The following is a 16,376-nucleotide window of genomic DNA, read 5'->3' as shown; positions in this document are numbered from 1 at the left end:
CTAGTTTAGGGGGGATGGCGCTCAAGGGCACGGCTAATTTCCCGAACGGTTTACCCCAGCACCACCAGCCGATTGGGCAATTCATTGCGAACCTGCGTCACCGGCACATGCACCTTGAGCAATTCCCCGCACGCCTCGATACAAGTAACAAAGCCCTGCAACGTCTGCCCTTGCCGGACCTGTTCGGTAAACGCCGCGACAATCGAATCCCAGCTTTTGTTGTCCAGTTTTCTGGAAATCCCTTCATCCACCAGGATCTCCACATACCGCTCCGCCTCGCAGACAAAAATCAGCATGCCGGTGCTGCCCACCGTGTGGTGCAGGTTCTGTTCGAGAAACTGCCGCCGCGCCAGGTTCGACGCGCGCCAGTGCCGGACACGGCGTGGCACCAGATGTGTGGTGATTGTCGGCAAGCGAAACAACAGGCACAGCACGATGAAAATGCCCCACTGCACCAGCAACAGGCTGTGCATCGTCAGCCAGCCGGTCAGGTAATGCACGATCCCCGGCACAATCAGCGCCAGCAGGCTGGCCCAGAGCAGCGGGATGTACGCGTAGTCGTCGGCACGGGCCGCGAGCACCGTCACCAGTTCGGCGTCGGTGTCGCGCTCGACCCGGGCGATGGCCTCGGCGACCTTGCGTTGTTCGTGTTCAGTCAGTAATGCCATGTCGTGAAGTGCCTGCTCATTATTGTTGTCACCAGCCGCCGGAGGACCCGCCCCCGCCGAAACTGCCACCGCCGCCGCTGAAGCCCCCGCCCCCACCGCCGCCGCCAAAACCTCCGCCACCAAAGCCGCCCCCTCCTCCGGAGCCGCCGCGGCCGGCGGGAAGGATACCGAGCATCTGGCAGACAAAAACAGTCAGGATGAACAACATCACCAGAAATACGAACAACGCCGGGTGCCGCGAGACGAAATCATCCGCAGGATCGCCGGCCGACTCATACACCGTGGAAGGTTCGTCCAGTGGATTGCCGCCCAGCACCACCAGCATCGCCGCCACGCCGTCACTGATGCCTTTACTGAAGTTACCGGCCTTGAACGACGGCGTGATCACCTGATGAATGATCACCGAGCTCTGGGCATCGGTCAGCCGGTCCTCCAGCCCGTAGCCGACTTCGATGCGCAACTTGCGCTCGTCCCGGGCGACGATCAACAGCGCGCCGTTGTTCTTGTCCTTCTGGCCGATGCCCCAGTGCCGGCCGAGTTCGACGCCGTAGTTCTCGATGGTCGCGCCTTGCAGGTTCGGCAAGGTCACCACCACCAGTTGCTCGCCGGTCACCTGTTCGTGGGCCTGCAACTGCTGGCTCAGTTGCGCGCGCACCGACGGTTCGATCATCTGCGCGTCGTCCACCACCCGCCCGGTCAGTGCCGGAAAGGTCAACTCGGCCCGGGCGCTGACGGCGAACAGCCACAGCATCAGCACCAGGCCCATCTTCAACACACGCATGGGCATCCCCGGCTCAGAACTTCACTTCCGGGGCCTTGTCCGCGCCGGGGCTGGTGGCTTCGAAGGTCTCGCGGATCGGCAGGTTGCTGTACATCACGCTGTGCCAAAGGCGACCCGGGAAGGTGCGGATTTCGGTGTTGTACTTCTGCACTGCCAGAATGAAATCCCGGCGCGCAACGGCGATACGGTTTTCCGTGCCTTCAAGTTGCGATTGCAGGGCGAGGAAGTTCTGGTTGGCTTTCAGGTCCGGATAACGCTCGGACACCACCATCAACCGGCTCAAGGCGCCAGTCAGTTGATTCTGGGCCTGATCGAACTGCTTGAGCTTTTCCGGGTTGTCGAGCGTGCTGGCATCGACCTGGATCGACGTCGCCTTGGCCCGCGCCTCGATGACTGCCGTCAACGTTTCCTCTTCGTGCTTGGCGTACCCCTTCACGGTTTCCACCAGATTGGGGATCAGGTCGGCACGGCGCTGATACTGGTTCTGCACCTGGCCCCAGGCGGCCTTGGCCTGCTCATCGAGGGTCGGGATGTTGTTGATGCCGCAGGCGGTCAACAATGTGGCCAGCACCAGCAGGGTGGCGACCTTCAATCGCGAGCGGTAGACAGGACTGACATTCATCGTACGGGTGCTCCCTTGCACAGTTCATGAATAATGAATCGCGAAACATTCTCAGCCGACGGTTGCGGCATAATCGCCCGCGCCACTGGATTGCAGCGGGCCGATGGGCTAAAAAGAGGCCCTGCGCGATCACGTCGCCGACACTTTCGACGTACATTCGGCTGTCGTTTTCTGAATCAGCACCCGAACAACAATAGTCGCTCCCTAAATTTTGGCTGGCCGGCATTGCAACGCCGTTTAGGCCCTTGAGAAAACTATTCATGAAGAAGCTGTGTTTGCTGGGCCTGTTCGTCAGCCTGGCCAGTCATCAAGTACTGGCCGCCACGACCCCGGTACCCCTGGAAAACAAGGACGCGTTCATCAGCAACCTGATGAAGCAAATGACCCTCGACGAGAAGATCGGCCAGTTGCGCCTGATCAGCATCGGCCCGGAAATGCCCCGCGAGCTGATCCGCAAAGAGATCGCGGCGGGCAACATCGGCGGTACGTTCAACTCGATCACCCGCCCGGAAAACCGTCCGATGCAGGACGCTGCCATGCGCAGCCGCCTGAAGATTCCGATGTTTTTCGCGTACGACGTGATCCACGGTCACCGTACGATATTCCCGATTCCGCTGGCCCTGGCATCGAGCTGGGACATGGACGCCATCGGCCAGTCCGGGCGCGTTGCCGCCAAAGAGGCCGCCGCCGACAGCCTCGACATCACCTTCGCGCCGATGGTCGACATCTCCCGCGACCCGCGCTGGGGCCGCAGCTCCGAAGGTTTCGGTGAAGACACCTACCTGACTTCGCGTATCGCCAAAGTCATGGTCAAGGCCTATCAGGGCGAGGCCCCGAGCGCGGCCGACAGCATCATGGCCAGCGTCAAGCACTTCGCCCTGTACGGCGCGGTCGAGGGCGGTCGCGACTACAACACCGTCGACATGAGCCCGGTGAAGATGTACCAGGACTATCTGCCACCGTACCGCGCCGCGATTGATGCCGGCGCCGGCGGCGTGATGGTGGCGTTGAACTCGATCAACGGCATCCCGGCCACCGCCAATACCTGGCTGATGAATGACCTGCTGCGCAAGGAGTGGGGCTTCAAGGGCCTGGCGGTCAGCGACCACGGCGCGATCTTCGAACTGATCAAGCACGGCGTGGCCCGCGACGGGCGTGAAGCGGCGAAGCTGGCAATCAAGGCCGGCATCGACATGAGCATGAATGACACCCTGTACGGCAAAGAGCTGCCGGGACTGCTCAAGTCCGGCGAGATCGAACAGAAAGACATCGACAACGCGGTGCGTGAAGTCCTCGCCGCCAAGTACGACATGGGCCTGTTCAAGGACCCGTACCTGCGTATCGGCAAGGCTGAAGACGACCCGGCCGACACCTACGCCGAAAGCCGCCTGCACCGCGCCGACGCCCGCGAAGTGGCGCGTCGCAGCCTGGTGCTGCTGAAGAACCAGAACGAAACCCTGCCGCTGAAGAAAACCGCCAAAATCGCCCTGGTCGGCCCGCTGGCCAAGGCCCCGATCGACATGATGGGCAGCTGGGCCGCCGCCGGTCGTCCGGCGCAGTCGGTGACCCTGTTCGACGGCATGAGCAATGTGATCGGCGACAAGTCGAACCTGATCTACGCCCGCGGTGCCAACATCACCAGTGACAAGAAGATCGTCGACTACCTGAACTTCCTCAACTTCGATGCCCCGGAAGTGGTCGATGACCCGCGTCCGGCCAACGTGCTGATCGACGAAGCGGTGAAAGCTGCCAGGGACGCCGACATTGTGGTTGCCGCCGTGGGTGAGTCCCGTGGCATGTCCCACGAATCGTCGAGCCGTACCGACCTGAACATCCCGGAAAACCAGCGCGAGCTGATCCGAGCCCTGAAAGCGACCGGCAAGCCGTTGGTGCTGGTGCTGATGAACGGCCGTCCGCTGACGATTCTTGAAGAGAAAGAACAGGCCGACGCGATTCTGGAAACCTGGTTCAGCGGCACCGAGGGGGGCAACGCCATCGCTGACGTGCTGTTCGGCGACTACAACCCGTCGGGCAAGCTGCCGGTGACCTTCCCGCGTTCCGTGGGCCAGATCCCGACCTACTACAACCACCTGAGCATTGGCCGGCCGTTCACGCCGGGCAAACCGGGCAACTACACCTCGCAGTATTTCGATGACACCACCGGGCCCCTCTTTCCGTTCGGTTACGGCCTGAGCTACACCAGCTTCAGCCTGAGTGACATGGCGCTGTCCTCGACCACCCTGAACGCTACCGGCAAGCTCGACGCCAGTGTCATGGTCAAGAACACCGGCAAGCGCGATGGCGAAACCGTGGTGCAGCTGTACATCCAGGACGTCACCGGTTCGATGATCCGTCCGGTCAAGGAGCTGAAGAACTTTCAGAAGATCATGCTCAAGGCCGGCGAGCAGAAGGTCGTGCACTTCACCATCACCGAAGATGACCTGAAGTTCTACAACGCCCAGCTCAAGTACGCAGCCGAGCCTGGCAAGTTCAACGTGCAGATCGGTCTGGATTCACAGGACGTGACGCAACAGAGCTTTGAGTTGCTGTAATCCCGCGCCCCGATCGTTCCCACGCTCCGCGTGGGAATGCAGCCCGGGACGCTCCGCGTCCCAAAGCGGACGCAGAGCGTCCATTGAGGCATTCCCACGCGGAGCGTGGGAACGATCAAATCTGAAAACTGCACTTAGCCGCGTCTATCGAGCAGATTGACCACCACCCGATCCACCCAGCCCCAGATCCGCTGCTTCACCCGCCGCCACAACGGCCGGCGCTGCCATTCCTCCAGGCTCACCTGCTGACTCAGGCCGAAGTCCTTCTCGAAACTCGCCACCACCGCTGCCGTCAATGACGGATCCAGCGCTTCCAGGTTCGCTTCAAGGTTGAAGCGCAGATTCCAGTGATCGAAATTGCACGAACCGATGCTCACCCAATCGTCCACCAGCACCATTTTCAAATGCAGGAAACACGGCTGGTATTCGTAGATTTTCACCCCGGCCTTGAGCAGGCGCGGATAGTAGCGATGCCCCGCGTAGCGCACCGACGGGTGATCGGTGCGCGGCCCGGTCAGCAGCAGGCGCACGTCGAGGCCACGGGCGGCGGCCTTGCGCAGGGAACGGCGGATTTTCCAGGTCGGCAGAAAATACGGCGTGGCCAGCCAGATCCGCTGCTGGCCGCTGTTCAGCGCGCGGAACAGCGATTGCAGAATGTCCCGATGCTGACGGGCGTCGGCGTAGGCCACACGGCCCATGCCCTCGCCCGTGTCCGGCACGCGGGGCAGTCGTGGCAGGCCGAAATGCGCGTTGGGCCTCCACGCGCGGCGGTGGCGGTTGGCAATCCATTGGCGGTCGAACAGCAATTGCCAGTCGAGCACCAGCGGGCCGGTGATTTCCACCATGACCTCGTGCCACTCGCTGGTGTCGTGGCCCGGCGTCCAGAACTCATCGGTGACCCCGGTGCCACCGACCACCGCCAGACGCTGGTCGACCAGCAACAGCTTGCGATGGTCGCGATAGAAATTGCCGACCCAGCGCCGCCAGTTCAGCCGATTGTAAAAACGCAGTTCGACCCCGGCACCGGTCAGCCGCCGACGCAACGTGAGGGTGAACGCGAGGCTGCCGTAATCGTCGAACAGGCAACGCACCCGCACGCCCCGCTCTGCCGCCAGCACCAGCGCCTGCACGATGGTTTCGGCACAGGCGCCGGCCTCCACCAGATACAGCTCCAGTTCGATCTGCTCGCGGGCGCGGGCGATCTCGTCGAGCATGCGCGGGAAGAATTGCGGGCCGTCGATCAACAGCTCGAAGCGGTTGCCATCACGCCATGGAAATACCGCGCCGCGCATGTCAGCGCGCCGTGAAGATCAGCACCGCACCCACCGGCACCGACAGACTGATGGCCGACAGGCCGGCCATGTTGCGCAGGCTTTCCAGGCCCGGCAGCAGATCGAAATCCTCGGCGCTGATCACCAGCGGTTCCAGGGTCACCACTTGAAAGCGTCGGTCATCGAGGCGCGTGGCAAGCAATTCGGCAGGATATTCGCGCTGTTTGCCATGCAGATTGACGGTCAGCGGCAGGCGCAATTCAAGCTGCGCGCCAGGGGCCAGATCGTTGATCGGGCGCAGGTCGATCCGGGTGCTGATGGTCGCTTCGGGGAATTGCTCGATCTGGAACAGTTCCTTGCGCATGCGCTCGTCGCGCAGCGGGATGCCGCTGTTGATCGAATCCAGTTCGACTTCGACCACGGCGCGGCCATCGGGATCGACCTTGCCGTGCAGCACCAGAAAGCGCTGCACTTCAGAAATATTGGCGTTTTTCGTGCTGACGAACGACAGCCGCGACGACTCGCCGTCCAGATACCAGTTGGCCTGGGCCGGCAGCGCAGCAGCGCCCAGCAGCAGGCCGGCGAAGGCGTTGCGCAGAGAACGGTTGAACATTGAAGACTCGTGGGGCCGATAAACCTGCACGAACCTTAACTGCCTGGAGCCGGGTTGCAAACCGGCAGTTCATTTTGCTGATCAGGGATTGAGACGACAGCCCTGACGCTCGCCCTGCCATTGGGCGCTGTTGCTACGGCCCATGCCGCTGGCACTGATGAGTTTTTGTGCAGCGTTATCGGTCAGCTCAGCGGGCAACCACTGCTTGACGTAACCCCGGCAATATTCGGCGTCGTTGTTCATCACGTAGCGGCACGAACAATATTCCTTGGCGGTATAGGCGCTGATGATGTCCGGGAAGGCCCACAGGTTTTCCCGTTCGTGCCAGCCCCAGCCCAGCAGCACGACAAACAGCACCAAAAGAATGCGACTGAACAGTTTCATGGCCGCACCGCCGCGAGCACGCGCTTGAGCAATTCGTTGTGGCGATAGCTGCCGTCGCGGTCATCGCCGTAGCGCACGATCACCAGTTTTTCGCTCGGGATCACGTACAGCGCCTGGCCCCAATGGCCGAGGGCGGCAAAGGTGTCGGGCGGTGCGTCGGGCCACGGAGAAGGCGCGCCATCCGCCGGGCGATTGAGCCACCATTGGCCGCCGGGCACGGCTTCGTCCTGATGAGCCTTGTAGCCGGCGAAGGGTTGGCGGTTGAAGGCGACCCAATCCCTGGGCAGCAACTGCCGGTCGTTCCAGCGTCCGTCACGCTCCATCAACAGGCCGATTCGCGCCAGATCCCGGGCCGTCATATAAGCGTAGGAAGAGGCGACGAAGGTGCCTGTGGCGTCGGTTTCCCAGGTGGCGTGGCGGATGCCCAGGGGATCGAAAAGTGCTGTCCACGGATAGTCCGGATAACGCTGTGGGCCGACGATGGTTTTCAGTGCGGCGGCCAACAGATTGCTGTCACCGCTGGAATAACGGAACGCCTGACCCGGTGGAGCGTAGCGGTCGTGATCGGCGGTGAAGGCGGCCATGTCGCGGTGGCCACGGGTGTAGAGCATCGCCACCACCGAGGATTTCAGCGGGGCGTATTCGTAGTCTTCCTGCCAGTCGATGCCCGAGGCCCAGTGCAGCAGATCCTTGAGGGTGATGGCCGGGTGTTTTTCCAGCGCCGGGTAGAACGTTGCGGCCGAGTCCTCGAGCTTGAACAGGCCTTCGCCGTACGCCACGCCGAACACCGTGGCCATCAGGCTTTTGCTGATCGACCAGGTCAGGTGCGGTGTGTCGGCGGTGGTCGCGGCGGCGTAGCGTTCGTAGATGATCTGGCCGTCACGGATCACCAGCAAGGCGTCGGTGCGGATGCCTTTTCGGGTGTTGTCATCGCGGGCGGCAAAGGCGTACGCCTCCAATGCCTCGACGGCCTGGCCGGTGAGTTTCGGGCCGTTCGGCCACTGCTCGCCCGGCCATTGTTCGGCCTGAACCGTGAAGCTGATCAACAGCAGAAACAGGGACAGGCCTTTGAACATGGTGAGGGCTCTTGGGGAGAACCTGCTGAGGGTAGTCAGGGTTGATGACAGATTTGAGAATTTGGCCGCCCATGAAACCGCCATCGCTGGCAAGCCAGCTCCCACAGGGGTAGAGGATTGCCATTGATAGCCTGTACACCAGCGACTGTGTGGGAGCTGGCTCGCCAGCGATGAGGCCGGTCAGTCCACCGCCAACGCCTTGGCCAGACGCTTGGCCCTCGCTCCTGCTGCCAACTGCATGACCGATTGATCGCGCTGCCACATCGCCGCCCACTCGGGATTGCCGTCACGCAGGGCCTGATCGACTTCCGCTTTGAGCCCGTCAAACTGCGCAAACAAGCCACCAAGCAACACATGCCCGGCGGGATTGTTCGGTGGCTGCCGACTGACTTCCGCACACCCGGCCAACAGCGCCAGCAAGCGCAATTGCAACGGCTGTGGCCAGCCGCTGTCCTGACCGACGCCGTACAACCAGGCAGTCATCGCGCTGAGCACATAGATATCTTCAAGGGTGCGGAACGGTTTGACGTAGGCATCCCAACCGTCCCCGGCGAGCAGCTCGCACAACGCCTCATCGAGATGCAGTCGGCCATGGCTGATGTCCGGCATCAGCGGCAGGGCCGGGAGCTTTTCCACCCGCACACCGGGCTCACCGGGATAGACCACCGCCAGGCTCAGGCGCGGTGATTCGCCGGGTTGCTCACTGCGTGCGGCGATCAGCAGCCAGTCCGCCGCATCGCCGGCGGTGACGAAATCCTTTTGCCCGGTGAGGCGCAGGTCCGTGAGCCGGGTCTGCATGTCCGCCGGGCGCAGGCTGCGCTGTTCAGTCGCACACAACGCACCGAGGCTTGGTGGCGCGCTTGGCCAGAGCATCCGCAACGCCGCCTGATAGCCCACCAGAAAAGCCAGCCCCGGCGTCGCCATCCGCCGCCCGCCTGCCACCGCCAGTTCGAACGGCGTCACGCTGCCCAGTTGCTGCAGCAACGTGGCGAAGCCCTCCGCCAGATCGGCATCGGCGGGCAGGCGTTCGCGGCATTCAAGCAGGATCGACCAGGTCATCAGAGGCTCCTTGTGGGCTGTCATATAAGCATCACCAAACATTCATGGCGATGACACCGGGGCTACATAGCCTGACTTTGCACAACACGGCTGCATAAAGAAAGTCGATCGGCTGCAACCCATGACGGGTTCAAGGCCCGTACGGAGATTCACATGACTCAGATCGCACGCATCAGCGACACCGGCAATGAACGCCGCCTGCAAGCCGAACGCCTGATCGGCGCCGAGGCCTTGCAGCAAGCCCAGGCCTTGCGCTTCAACGTGTTCAGCGGCGAGTTCAACGCCAAGCTGAACGGCGCGGAGCTGGGTCTGGACATGGATGACTATGATGTTCACTGCAGCCACATCGGCGTGCGTGACCTGAACACCGGCCGCCTGGTGGCAACCACCCGTTTGCTCGATCACGCTGCCGCCAGCAGCCTGGGCAAGTTCTACAGCGAAGAAGAATTCAGCCTGCACGGCCTCGCCGGCCTGCAAGGCCCGATCCTGGAAATCGGTCGCACCTGCGTCGACCCGGCCTACCGCAACGGCGGCACCATCGCCGTGCTGTGGGGCGAACTGGCCGAAGTCCTGAATCAGGGCGGCTACAGCTATCTGATGGGTTGCGCGAGCATCCCGATGCAGGACGGCGGCGTACAGGCCCACGCGATCATGCAGCGCCTGCGCGAGCGCTACCTGTGCACCGAACACCTGCGCGCCGAACCAAAGAAGCCGCTGCCGAGCCTCGACATTCCATCGAACGTGATCGCCGAAATGCCACCGCTGCTCAAGGCCTACATGCGCCTGGGCGCGAAGATCTGCGGCGAGCCGTGCTGGGACGAGGACTTCCAGGTCGCCGACGTGTTCATCCTGCTCAAGCGCGACGAACTCTGCCCGCGTTACGCCAAACACTTCAAGGCGGCCGTGTGATGAGCCGGCTGCGGGTGTACGCGCGGATCGCGCGAGTGCTGCTGGTGGTGACGCTGGGCCTGAGCATGGCCAGTGTCTTCGGCGTTTTCGAACGCCTGGGGCTGGCCCACTCGATGGAACGTCGGCAGCGCTGGTCGCGGTTTTTCATGGCGCGCCTGAGCAATGCCCTGCCCTTTCGTGTGACCGTTCACGGCGAGCTGCCAAAACAGCCGATGCTGTGGGTCAGCAACCATGTGTCGTGGACTGACATTCCGCTGCTCGGCATGCTCACGCCGCTGTCGTTTCTGTCCAAGGCCGAAGTGCGCACCTGGCCGGTGGCCGGCTGGCTGGCGGCGAAGGCCGGCAGCCTGTTCATCCGTCGCGGTGCGGGCGACAGCCAGTTGATCCGCAAGCAGATGACCCGTCACCTGCAAACCGATCATCCGTTGCTGATGTTCCCGGAAGGCACCACCACCGATGGCCGTTCGCTGCGCACCTTTCATGGTCGCCTGCTGTCGGCGGCGATTGATTCCGAGGTGAAGCTGCAACCGGTGGCGATCCGTTATCTGCGCGAGGGCAAGATCGATTCGCTGGCGCCGTTCATTGGTGACGATGATCTGCTGTCGCACCTGATGCGTCTGTTCAGCAACGACTGCGGCGATGTCGAGATTCACCTGCTCAAGCCGATTGCCTGCCAGGGCCGGGAGCGCGCGGCGCTGGCGTTCGAGGCACAGCAGGCGGTGCAGAAAGCCTTGTTCGGCGATGTACTCAAACCGGTCAAAGCGCAACACGCCCGCGATCTGATCGCAGCCTGATCGGCGACTTCCGCCTACAGCTGCCGGCCGGCAAAGTCCTGCAGCTGTGGGTAGAACAAACGAAAGTCTTCGCTCAACGGTTCATACAACCGCCGCAAGTCCTCCATCGCCCCCGCCAGTTCTTCAGGTCGGGTCAGGCGCCGGGAGATCCCGCGCAACACCTGTTCCAGCACTTCGAATTGCTGATACGAACCCAACCAGTCATTGGCCACCATGTGCGGGACGATCTTCGCCAGGCGCTCGGGCAACTGCCGCTCGCTGGACAGCACACGGTAAACGTCGGAGGTGAACTGGGCGAGCGGGCGGTCGGCGTACAGCGTCCAGTCCCGGGCCAGGCAATGGTCGAAAAACACGTCGAGGACGATGCCCGCGTAACGACGGCGGGTCCTGGAGAACCGCGCCAGTGAGACATCCACCAGCGGGTGGCGATCGGTGAACACGTCGATCTGCCGATGCAGGGCAATCGCCGCTTCGATCTCCGGGTCGAACTGCCCTTGCAGCCGCCCTTTGACGAAATCGCCATACAGACTGCCAAGCAGTTGACCGGGACGCTGGCCACCGAGGTGTAAATGTGCGAGATAGTTCATGGGCGCAGCTTAGCACCGCGCCCGCGTTTGTTTACACCTCACATATCGTTATAACCCGATATACCGATTTATGCGGTCATCAGATCAAATTCATATTGGTATATCGCGAAGTACCGATTTAAAGTTCGCCCCATCGCGATATAGCGCTACACACATCTTGAGCACCCAGCCATGAACATTGACCTCGACGAAATAATAAAAGCCCTGGCACACCCAGTACGGCGAGACATCCTCAACTGGCTGAAAGACCCGAAAGCCGAGTTTCCGGAACAGATCCACAACCACGAGTACGGCATCTGTGCCGGGCAGATCGATCAACGCTGCGGCCTGTCGCAATCGACCGTTTCCGCCCACCTGGCCACCCTGCAACGGGCCGGGCTGATCAGCAGTCAGAAAGCCGGCCAGTGGCACTTTTTCAAACGCAACGAGGACGTGATCCAGGCGTTCCTCAGCACCCTCAGCAAAGAGCTCTGACCCTTAACGTCAGCCAGCCAAAAGGAACAAACGATGCCCCTCTCACTATTCATACTCGCCTTGAGCGCCTTCGCCATCGGCACCACCGAGTTCGTCATCATGGGCCTGCTGCCTGATGTGGCGGCCGACCTCGGTGTGTCGATCCCCGGCGCCGGCTGGCTGGTGACCGGTTACGCTCTGGGCGTGGCCATCGGTGCACCGTTCATGGCAATGGCCACTGCACGACTGCCGCGCAAGGCTGCACTGGTGGCGTTGATGGGCATCTTCATTATCGGCAACCTGCTTTGCGCGATCGCCAGTGACTACAACGTGCTGATGTTCGCCCGAGTGGTTACCGCTCTCTGCCACGGTGCGTTCTTCGGCATCGGTTCGGTGGTCGCGGCCAACCTGGTCGCTCCGAACAAACGCGCCTCGGCCGTGGCCCTGATGTTCACCGGCCTGACCCTGGCCAACGTGCTGGGCGTACCGCTGGGCACCGCCCTCGGTCAGGAAGCCGGCTGGCGCTCGACCTTCTGGGCAGTGACCGTGATCGGTGTGATCGCGCTGATCGGCCTGATCCGCTTCCTGCCCGCCAAGCGTGACGAAGAAAAACTCGACATGCGCGCCGAACTGGCCGCGCTCAAAGGCGCCGGTATCTGGCTGTCGCTGAGCATGACCGCGCTGTTTGCCGCCTCGGTATTCACCCTGTTCACTTACGTCGCACCGCTGCTGGGCGATGTCACCGGCGTCTCGCCCCGTGGCGTGACCTGGACCCTGATGCTCATCGGCCTGGGCCTGACCGTCGGCAACATCATCGGCGGCAAACTGGCCGACAGGGGCCTGGCCGCGACGCTGATCGGCGTGTTCATCGCGATGGCCGTGACCTCCACGGTACTGACCTGGACCAGCATCGCGCTGATCCCGACCGAGATCACCCTGTTCCTCTGGGCCACCGCGTGCTTCGCCGCCGTGCCGGCCCTGCAAGTGAACGTCGTGACCTACGGCCAGGCCGCACCGAACCTGGTGTCGACCCTGAACATCGGCGCCTTCAACGTCGGCAACGCCCTCGGCGCCTGGGTCGGCGGCAGCGTCATCGCCCACGGCTACGGCCTGACCAGCGTGCCTCTCGCCGCTGCAGCGCTGGCGGTCCTCGCGCTGCTGGTGACCCTGATCACATTCCGCCAGAACGGCAATCCCGAACTGGCCACCGCTAACTGATTCACTCACTTACCTCACGAGGGTTGTATCTCATGGCAACGATTTTCGATCCGATCAAACTGGGCGACCTCGAGCTGTCCAACCGCATCATCATGGCGCCGCTGACCCGCTGCCGCGCCGACGAAGGCCGCGTACCCAACGCGCTGATGGCCGAGTACTACGTACAACGCGCTTCGGCCGGCCTGATCATCAGCGAAGCCACCTCGGTGACCCCGATGGGTGTCGGCTACCCGGACACCCCGGGCATCTGGTCCAACGACCAGGTGCGCGGCTGGACCAACGTGACCAAGGCCGTTCACGCAGCCGGCGGCAAGATCGTTCTGCAACTGTGGCACGTCGGCCGGATCTCCCACCCGTCGTACCTGAACGGCGAAGCGCCGGTTGCACCGAGCGCCATCCAGCCAGAAGGCCACGTCAGCCTGGTTCGCCCGTTGGCCGACTATCCAACCCCTCGTGCGCTGGAAACCGCTGAAATCGCCGACATCGTCGACGCCTACCGCGTCGGCGCGGAAAACGCCAAGGCGGCCGGTTTCGACGGTGTGGAAATCCACGGCGCCAACGGCTACCTGCTCGACCAGTTCCTGCAAAGCAGCACCAACCAACGTACCGACCAATACGGCGGCTCCCTGGAAAACCGTGCCCGCCTGCTGCTGGAAGTGACTGACGCGGCAATCGAAGTCTGGGGCGCCGGCCGTGTCGGTGTGCACCTGGCTCCGCGCGCCGACTCCCATGACATGGGCGACGACAACCTGGCCGAAACCTTCACCTACGTCGCTCGCGAACTGGGCAAGCGTGGCATTGCCTTCATCTGCTCCCGCGAGAAAGAAGGCGCCGACAGCCTCGGCCCGCAACTGAAAGAAGCCTTCGGCGGCGCATACATCGCCAACGAACGTTTCACCAAGGAAAGCGCCAACGCCTGGCTGGCAGCGGGCAAGGCTGACGCTGTGGCATTCGGTATCCCGTTCATTGCCAACCCGGACTTGCCGGCTCGCCTGAAGGCCGACGCGCCGCTGAACGAACCGCACACGGAAACGTTCTACGGCAAAGGTGCGGTCGGTTACCTCGACTACCCGACTCTGTAAGCCATACCGCAGAAACGCAAAAGCCCCCGACTCGCGAGAGTCGGGGGCTTTTTATTGGTCGCTGGGTGGGCGGCCGTTCACATTCGTTCACAGGCTCGACACAAAATCCCTACAAAATACGTAGCTCGCTACATATCAACCCGCGCCGCAGAGGTATATAAAAGCATCCCATTGCAGCGGGGCGAGTGAACACGGATCTTCATCCGCGTCCTTCATTGACACAAACTGATCCAATAACGAATTTTGTTTCATTTGCGCAGGCTGGGGCTCAGGCGCAGCATGTCCAGCCCGGTATCGACCCAGCGCTCGGCCTCGGCGTAGAGTTCGAAGCTGTCCGGCGCCAGGAGCCATCCATAGAGAAGGCCGTCGATATAGGCGTGAATGCTGATGGCTGCCCGGGCAGTGTCGAGGTCTGCCGGCAGCTGCCCACGATTGACCGCATTACTCAATGTCAGCGCGATCCGCACATTGCAATCGAGGCTGGCGGTCCGGCGCTGCTGGCGCAGATCGCACATTTCATCGGTGAACTCGCACTTATGAAACAGAATTTCGTTGATGCGCCGGGTTTTTGGGTCCAGCGCAATTTGATGAAACAAATGAATCAGCAACTTGCGCATGCAGCCCAGCGGATCGGGTTCGTCCTCGCTTTCGCTGGCCTTTGCCAGTTCATCCAGCGGTTCCTTCAGCGTATCGAGCATCGCCTGCAACAGATCGGCCTTGTTGCTGAAGTGCCAGTAGATGGCACCGCGCGTTACACCCGCAAGGCTCGCAATGTCGGACAGCGTCGTACGGGCCACGCCCCTTTCATAGAAAGCTTTCTCGGCGGCTTCCAGAATCTGGCTTCGCGTTTCCTGAGCTTCCTCTTTGGTGCGACGAACCATGGCAGTAAAACCTCAAACAGGATGTTTCAGGGATGGCTGAATATCCGCTGAATAAAAAGGGGTGGATCTCTCGCGGATCGACTCCCCGGCCTACAATTTCAGACCTTGCCACGACTTTTGTAACCGGTTGGGTACGCAGCCAAGGTGTTTACAAACAACCATGAACGTAAGTATATTCATTAGCAAGCTACTTATCCACCCGGTAACCTTTTTTTACCCTTCCACACTTCTTGTGCGCTTTTCGCGCGCCTGACCCGAGGATCTTCATGCAATTCAAGCCAGCTGTTACCGCTCTGGTCACTGCCGTCGCCCTGGCATCGCTGCTCAGCGGATGTAAAAAGGAAGAGGCGGCTCCCGCCGCACCACCTCCTCAGGTCGGCGTCGTCACCCTGCAACCACAAGCCTTTACCCTGACTTCCGAACTGCCGGGCCGCACCAGCGCGTTCCGCATCGCCGAGGTTCGCCCGCAGGTCAACGGCATCATTCTCAAGCGTCTGTTCAAGGAAGGCGGCGATGTCAAAGCCGGCCAGCAGCTGTATCAGATCGATCCGTCGGTCTATGAAGCGACCCTGAAAAGCGCCGAAGCCAACCTGCGCTCGACCAAGTCGATCTCCGACCGCTACAAGCAACTGGTCGACGAGCAGGCGGTCAGCCGTCAGGAATACGACACCGCCGTGGCCAACCGCCTGCAATCGGAAGCGTCGTTGCAGAGCGCACAGATCAACGTGCGCTACACCAAGGTCTACGCGCCGATCTCCGGTCGTATTGGCCGCTCTTCGGTGACCGAGGGCGCGCTGGTCAGCAGCGGCCAGACCGACGCGATGGCCGTGATCCAGCAACTGGACCCGATCTATGTCGACGTCACCCAGTCCTCGGTCGAGTTGCTGGAACTGCGCCGCGAGCTGGAAAGCGGCCGTCTGCAGAAAGCCGGCGACAACGCCGCTGCGGTCAAGCTGACCCTGGAAGACGGCAGCCAGTACAAGCTCGACGGTAAGCTGGAATTCTCCGAAGTGTCGGTCGATCAGACCACCGGTTCCGTGACCCTGCGCGCTGTGTTCCCGAACCCGGATCACACCCTGCTGCCGGGCATGTTCGTCCACGCGCAGTTGCAGGCCGGTGTGAACAGCGCCGCGATCCTCGCACCGCAACAAGGCGTGACCCGCGACCTCAAAGGCACTCCGACCGCGCTGGTCGTCGGCCCGGACAACAAGGTCGAACTGCGTCAGCTCAAGGCCAGTCGCACCGTCGGCAGCCAGTGGCTGATCGAAGACGGCCTGAAGGCCGGCGATCGCCTGATCACCGAAGGGCTGCAATTCGTCAAACCGGGTGTTGAGGTCAAACCGACCGAAGCGACCAACGTCGGCAAGAAGAACCCGGCCCCCGCTCAGGCAGCTGACAAAGCCGCCGGCGGCAAAGGGGAGTAATC

17 protein-coding genes are annotated in these 16,376 nt (G+C 62.2%); 7 read left to right on the top strand and 10 right to left on the bottom strand.

Annotated features, from left to right (window positions below):
- Positions 1 to 50: 50 nt before the first annotated feature.
- The 3 genes from AC1MDC_RS06270 to AC1MDC_RS06260 are packed head-to-tail and all read right to left on the bottom strand — an operon-like array spanning position 51 to position 2,071.
- Positions 51 to 668: a TPM domain-containing protein gene (locus AC1MDC_RS06270; RefSeq protein ID WP_085700545.1), complete on the bottom strand. Its 618-nt coding sequence runs from the start codon at positions 666 to 668 to the stop codon at positions 51 to 53.
- A 28-nt stretch (positions 669 to 696) separates the two neighbouring features.
- Positions 697 to 1,449, bottom strand: a complete 753-nt coding sequence (locus AC1MDC_RS06265; RefSeq protein ID WP_480392679.1) for a TPM domain-containing protein — start codon at positions 1,447 to 1,449, stop codon at positions 697 to 699.
- 13 nt (positions 1,450 to 1,462) lie between these two features.
- Positions 1,463 to 2,071 (bottom strand): LemA family protein, encoded by a 609-nt coding sequence (locus AC1MDC_RS06260; protein WP_085702668.1) that lies wholly within the window; start codon positions 2,069 to 2,071, stop codon positions 1,463 to 1,465.
- A 260-nt stretch (positions 2,072 to 2,331) separates the two neighbouring features.
- Between AC1MDC_RS06260 and bglX the strand changes: the two genes are divergently transcribed.
- A complete protein-coding gene (gene bglX, locus AC1MDC_RS06255; RefSeq protein ID WP_480392678.1) occupies positions 2,332 to 4,623 on the top strand; it encodes a beta-glucosidase BglX in 2,292 nt (763 codons plus the stop codon).
- Between the two features lie 134 nt (positions 4,624 to 4,757).
- Here bglX and AC1MDC_RS06250 read toward each other — a convergent pair whose 3' ends face one another.
- The 5 genes from AC1MDC_RS06250 to AC1MDC_RS06230 form a co-directional block, all read right to left on the bottom strand.
- Positions 4,758 to 5,915 carry a phospholipase D-like domain-containing protein gene (locus AC1MDC_RS06250; protein WP_085697470.1) on the bottom strand — a complete coding sequence of 386 codons (1,158 nt, stop codon included), beginning with the start codon at positions 5,913 to 5,915 and terminating at the stop codon, positions 4,758 to 4,760.
- A 1-nt stretch (position 5,916) separates the two neighbouring features.
- On the bottom strand, positions 5,917 to 6,507 hold the full coding sequence (locus tag AC1MDC_RS06245; RefSeq protein ID WP_085697469.1) for a YceI family protein: 591 nt from the start codon (positions 6,505 to 6,507) through the stop codon (positions 5,917 to 5,919).
- 81 nt (positions 6,508 to 6,588) lie between these two features.
- Positions 6,589 to 6,891 (bottom strand): amidase, encoded by a 303-nt coding sequence (locus tag AC1MDC_RS06240; protein WP_085702667.1) that lies wholly within the window; start codon positions 6,889 to 6,891, stop codon positions 6,589 to 6,591.
- Positions 6,888 to 7,967 carry a serine hydrolase domain-containing protein gene (locus tag AC1MDC_RS06235; protein ID WP_480392677.1) on the bottom strand — a complete coding sequence of 360 codons (1,080 nt, stop codon included), beginning with the start codon at positions 7,965 to 7,967 and terminating at the stop codon, positions 6,888 to 6,890. Before AC1MDC_RS06235 ends, AC1MDC_RS06240 begins: the two co-directional genes overlap by 4 nt.
- Positions 7,968 to 8,147: 180 nt before the next feature.
- On the bottom strand, positions 8,148 to 9,026 hold the full coding sequence (locus AC1MDC_RS06230) for an acyl-CoA dehydrogenase middle domain-containing protein (protein WP_480392676.1): 879 nt from the start codon (positions 9,024 to 9,026) through the stop codon (positions 8,148 to 8,150).
- 153 nt (positions 9,027 to 9,179) lie between these two features.
- On the opposite strand from AC1MDC_RS06230, the gene olsB reads away from it, so the two are divergent.
- Positions 9,180 to 9,935: an L-ornithine N(alpha)-acyltransferase gene (olsB, locus tag AC1MDC_RS06225; protein ID WP_227234687.1), complete on the top strand. Its 756-nt coding sequence runs from the start codon at positions 9,180 to 9,182 to the stop codon at positions 9,933 to 9,935.
- Positions 9,935 to 10,729: a lysophospholipid acyltransferase family protein gene (locus AC1MDC_RS06220; RefSeq protein ID WP_227234685.1), complete on the top strand. Its 795-nt coding sequence runs from the start codon at positions 9,935 to 9,937 to the stop codon at positions 10,727 to 10,729. The genes olsB and AC1MDC_RS06220 overlap by 1 nt, the downstream gene beginning before the upstream one ends.
- 14 nt (positions 10,730 to 10,743) lie before the next feature.
- On the opposite strand, the gene AC1MDC_RS06215 is transcribed toward AC1MDC_RS06220, so the two are convergent.
- Positions 10,744 to 11,316: an acyl carrier protein phosphodiesterase gene (locus tag AC1MDC_RS06215; RefSeq protein ID WP_085702663.1), complete on the bottom strand. Its 573-nt coding sequence runs from the start codon at positions 11,314 to 11,316 to the stop codon at positions 10,744 to 10,746.
- A 171-nt stretch (positions 11,317 to 11,487) separates the two neighbouring features.
- Here AC1MDC_RS06215 and AC1MDC_RS06210 point away from each other — a divergent pair, with 171 nt between their 5' ends.
- From AC1MDC_RS06210 to AC1MDC_RS06200, 3 genes are read left to right on the top strand one after another with little or no spacing between them, the layout of a single operon-like run.
- A complete protein-coding gene (locus tag AC1MDC_RS06210; protein ID WP_065257584.1) occupies positions 11,488 to 11,790 on the top strand; it encodes an ArsR/SmtB family transcription factor in 303 nt (100 codons plus the stop codon).
- Between the two features lie 33 nt (positions 11,791 to 11,823).
- Entirely contained in the window at positions 11,824 to 12,987 is a 1,164-nt protein-coding gene (locus AC1MDC_RS06205) for an MFS transporter (RefSeq protein ID WP_085697462.1), read from the top strand.
- A 32-nt stretch (positions 12,988 to 13,019) separates the two neighbouring features.
- Positions 13,020 to 14,069: an alkene reductase gene (locus AC1MDC_RS06200; protein WP_480392675.1), complete on the top strand. Its 1,050-nt coding sequence runs from the start codon at positions 13,020 to 13,022 to the stop codon at positions 14,067 to 14,069.
- Between the two features lie 248 nt (positions 14,070 to 14,317).
- Here AC1MDC_RS06200 and emhR read toward each other — a convergent pair whose 3' ends face one another.
- Entirely contained in the window at positions 14,318 to 14,950 is a 633-nt protein-coding gene (emhR, locus tag AC1MDC_RS06195; RefSeq protein ID WP_085697460.1) for an efflux system transcriptional repressor EmhR, read from the bottom strand.
- Positions 14,951 to 15,216: 266 nt separating this feature from the next.
- Between emhR and emhA the strand changes: the two genes are divergently transcribed.
- Entirely contained in the window at positions 15,217 to 16,374 is a 1,158-nt protein-coding gene (gene emhA, locus AC1MDC_RS06190) for an efflux RND transporter periplasmic adaptor subunit EmhA (RefSeq protein ID WP_039771445.1), read from the top strand.
- Positions 16,375 to 16,376: the final 2 nt, after the last annotated feature.

The sequence above is a fragment of the Pseudomonas sp. 1 genome (assembly GCF_056626735.1).
The sequence above is the reverse complement of the archived record's forward strand: the minus strand, read 5'-3'. Positions and strand labels throughout refer to the sequence as shown.

Coding starts and splice junctions, on each gene's coding strand:
- AC1MDC_RS06240 (WP_085702667.1), bottom strand. CDS start 6,891: ATGAAACTGTTCAGTCGCATTCTTTTGGTGCTGTTTGTCGTGCTGCTG.
- AC1MDC_RS06205 (WP_085697462.1), top strand. CDS start 11,824: ATGCCCCTCTCACTATTCATACTCGCCTTGAGCGCCTTCGCCATCGGC.
- bglX (WP_480392678.1), top strand. CDS start 2,332: ATGAAGAAGCTGTGTTTGCTGGGCCTGTTCGTCAGCCTGGCCAGTCAT.
- AC1MDC_RS06265 (WP_480392679.1), bottom strand. CDS start 1,449: ATGCGTGTGTTGAAGATGGGCCTGGTGCTGATGCTGTGGCTGTTCGCC.
- olsB (WP_227234687.1), top strand. CDS start 9,180: ATGACTCAGATCGCACGCATCAGCGACACCGGCAATGAACGCCGCCTG.
- AC1MDC_RS06260 (WP_085702668.1), bottom strand. CDS start 2,071: ATGAATGTCAGTCCTGTCTACCGCTCGCGATTGAAGGTCGCCACCCTG.
- AC1MDC_RS06245 (WP_085697469.1), bottom strand. CDS start 6,507: ATGTTCAACCGTTCTCTGCGCAACGCCTTCGCCGGCCTGCTGCTGGGC.
- AC1MDC_RS06215 (WP_085702663.1), bottom strand. CDS start 11,316: ATGAACTATCTCGCACATTTACACCTCGGTGGCCAGCGTCCCGGTCAA.
- AC1MDC_RS06200 (WP_480392675.1), top strand. CDS start 13,020: ATGGCAACGATTTTCGATCCGATCAAACTGGGCGACCTCGAGCTGTCC.
- AC1MDC_RS06210 (WP_065257584.1), top strand. CDS start 11,488: ATGAACATTGACCTCGACGAAATAATAAAAGCCCTGGCACACCCAGTA.
- AC1MDC_RS06230 (WP_480392676.1), bottom strand. CDS start 9,026: ATGACCTGGTCGATCCTGCTTGAATGCCGCGAACGCCTGCCCGCCGAT.
- AC1MDC_RS06250 (WP_085697470.1), bottom strand. CDS start 5,915: ATGCGCGGCGCGGTATTTCCATGGCGTGATGGCAACCGCTTCGAGCTG.
- emhR (WP_085697460.1), bottom strand. CDS start 14,950: ATGGTTCGTCGCACCAAAGAGGAAGCTCAGGAAACGCGAAGCCAGATT.
- AC1MDC_RS06270 (WP_085700545.1), bottom strand. CDS start 668: ATGGCATTACTGACTGAACACGAACAACGCAAGGTCGCCGAGGCCATC.
- AC1MDC_RS06235 (WP_480392677.1), bottom strand. CDS start 7,967: ATGTTCAAAGGCCTGTCCCTGTTTCTGCTGTTGATCAGCTTCACGGTT.
- AC1MDC_RS06220 (WP_227234685.1), top strand. CDS start 9,935: ATGAGCCGGCTGCGGGTGTACGCGCGGATCGCGCGAGTGCTGCTGGTG.
- emhA (WP_039771445.1), top strand. CDS start 15,217: ATGCAATTCAAGCCAGCTGTTACCGCTCTGGTCACTGCCGTCGCCCTG.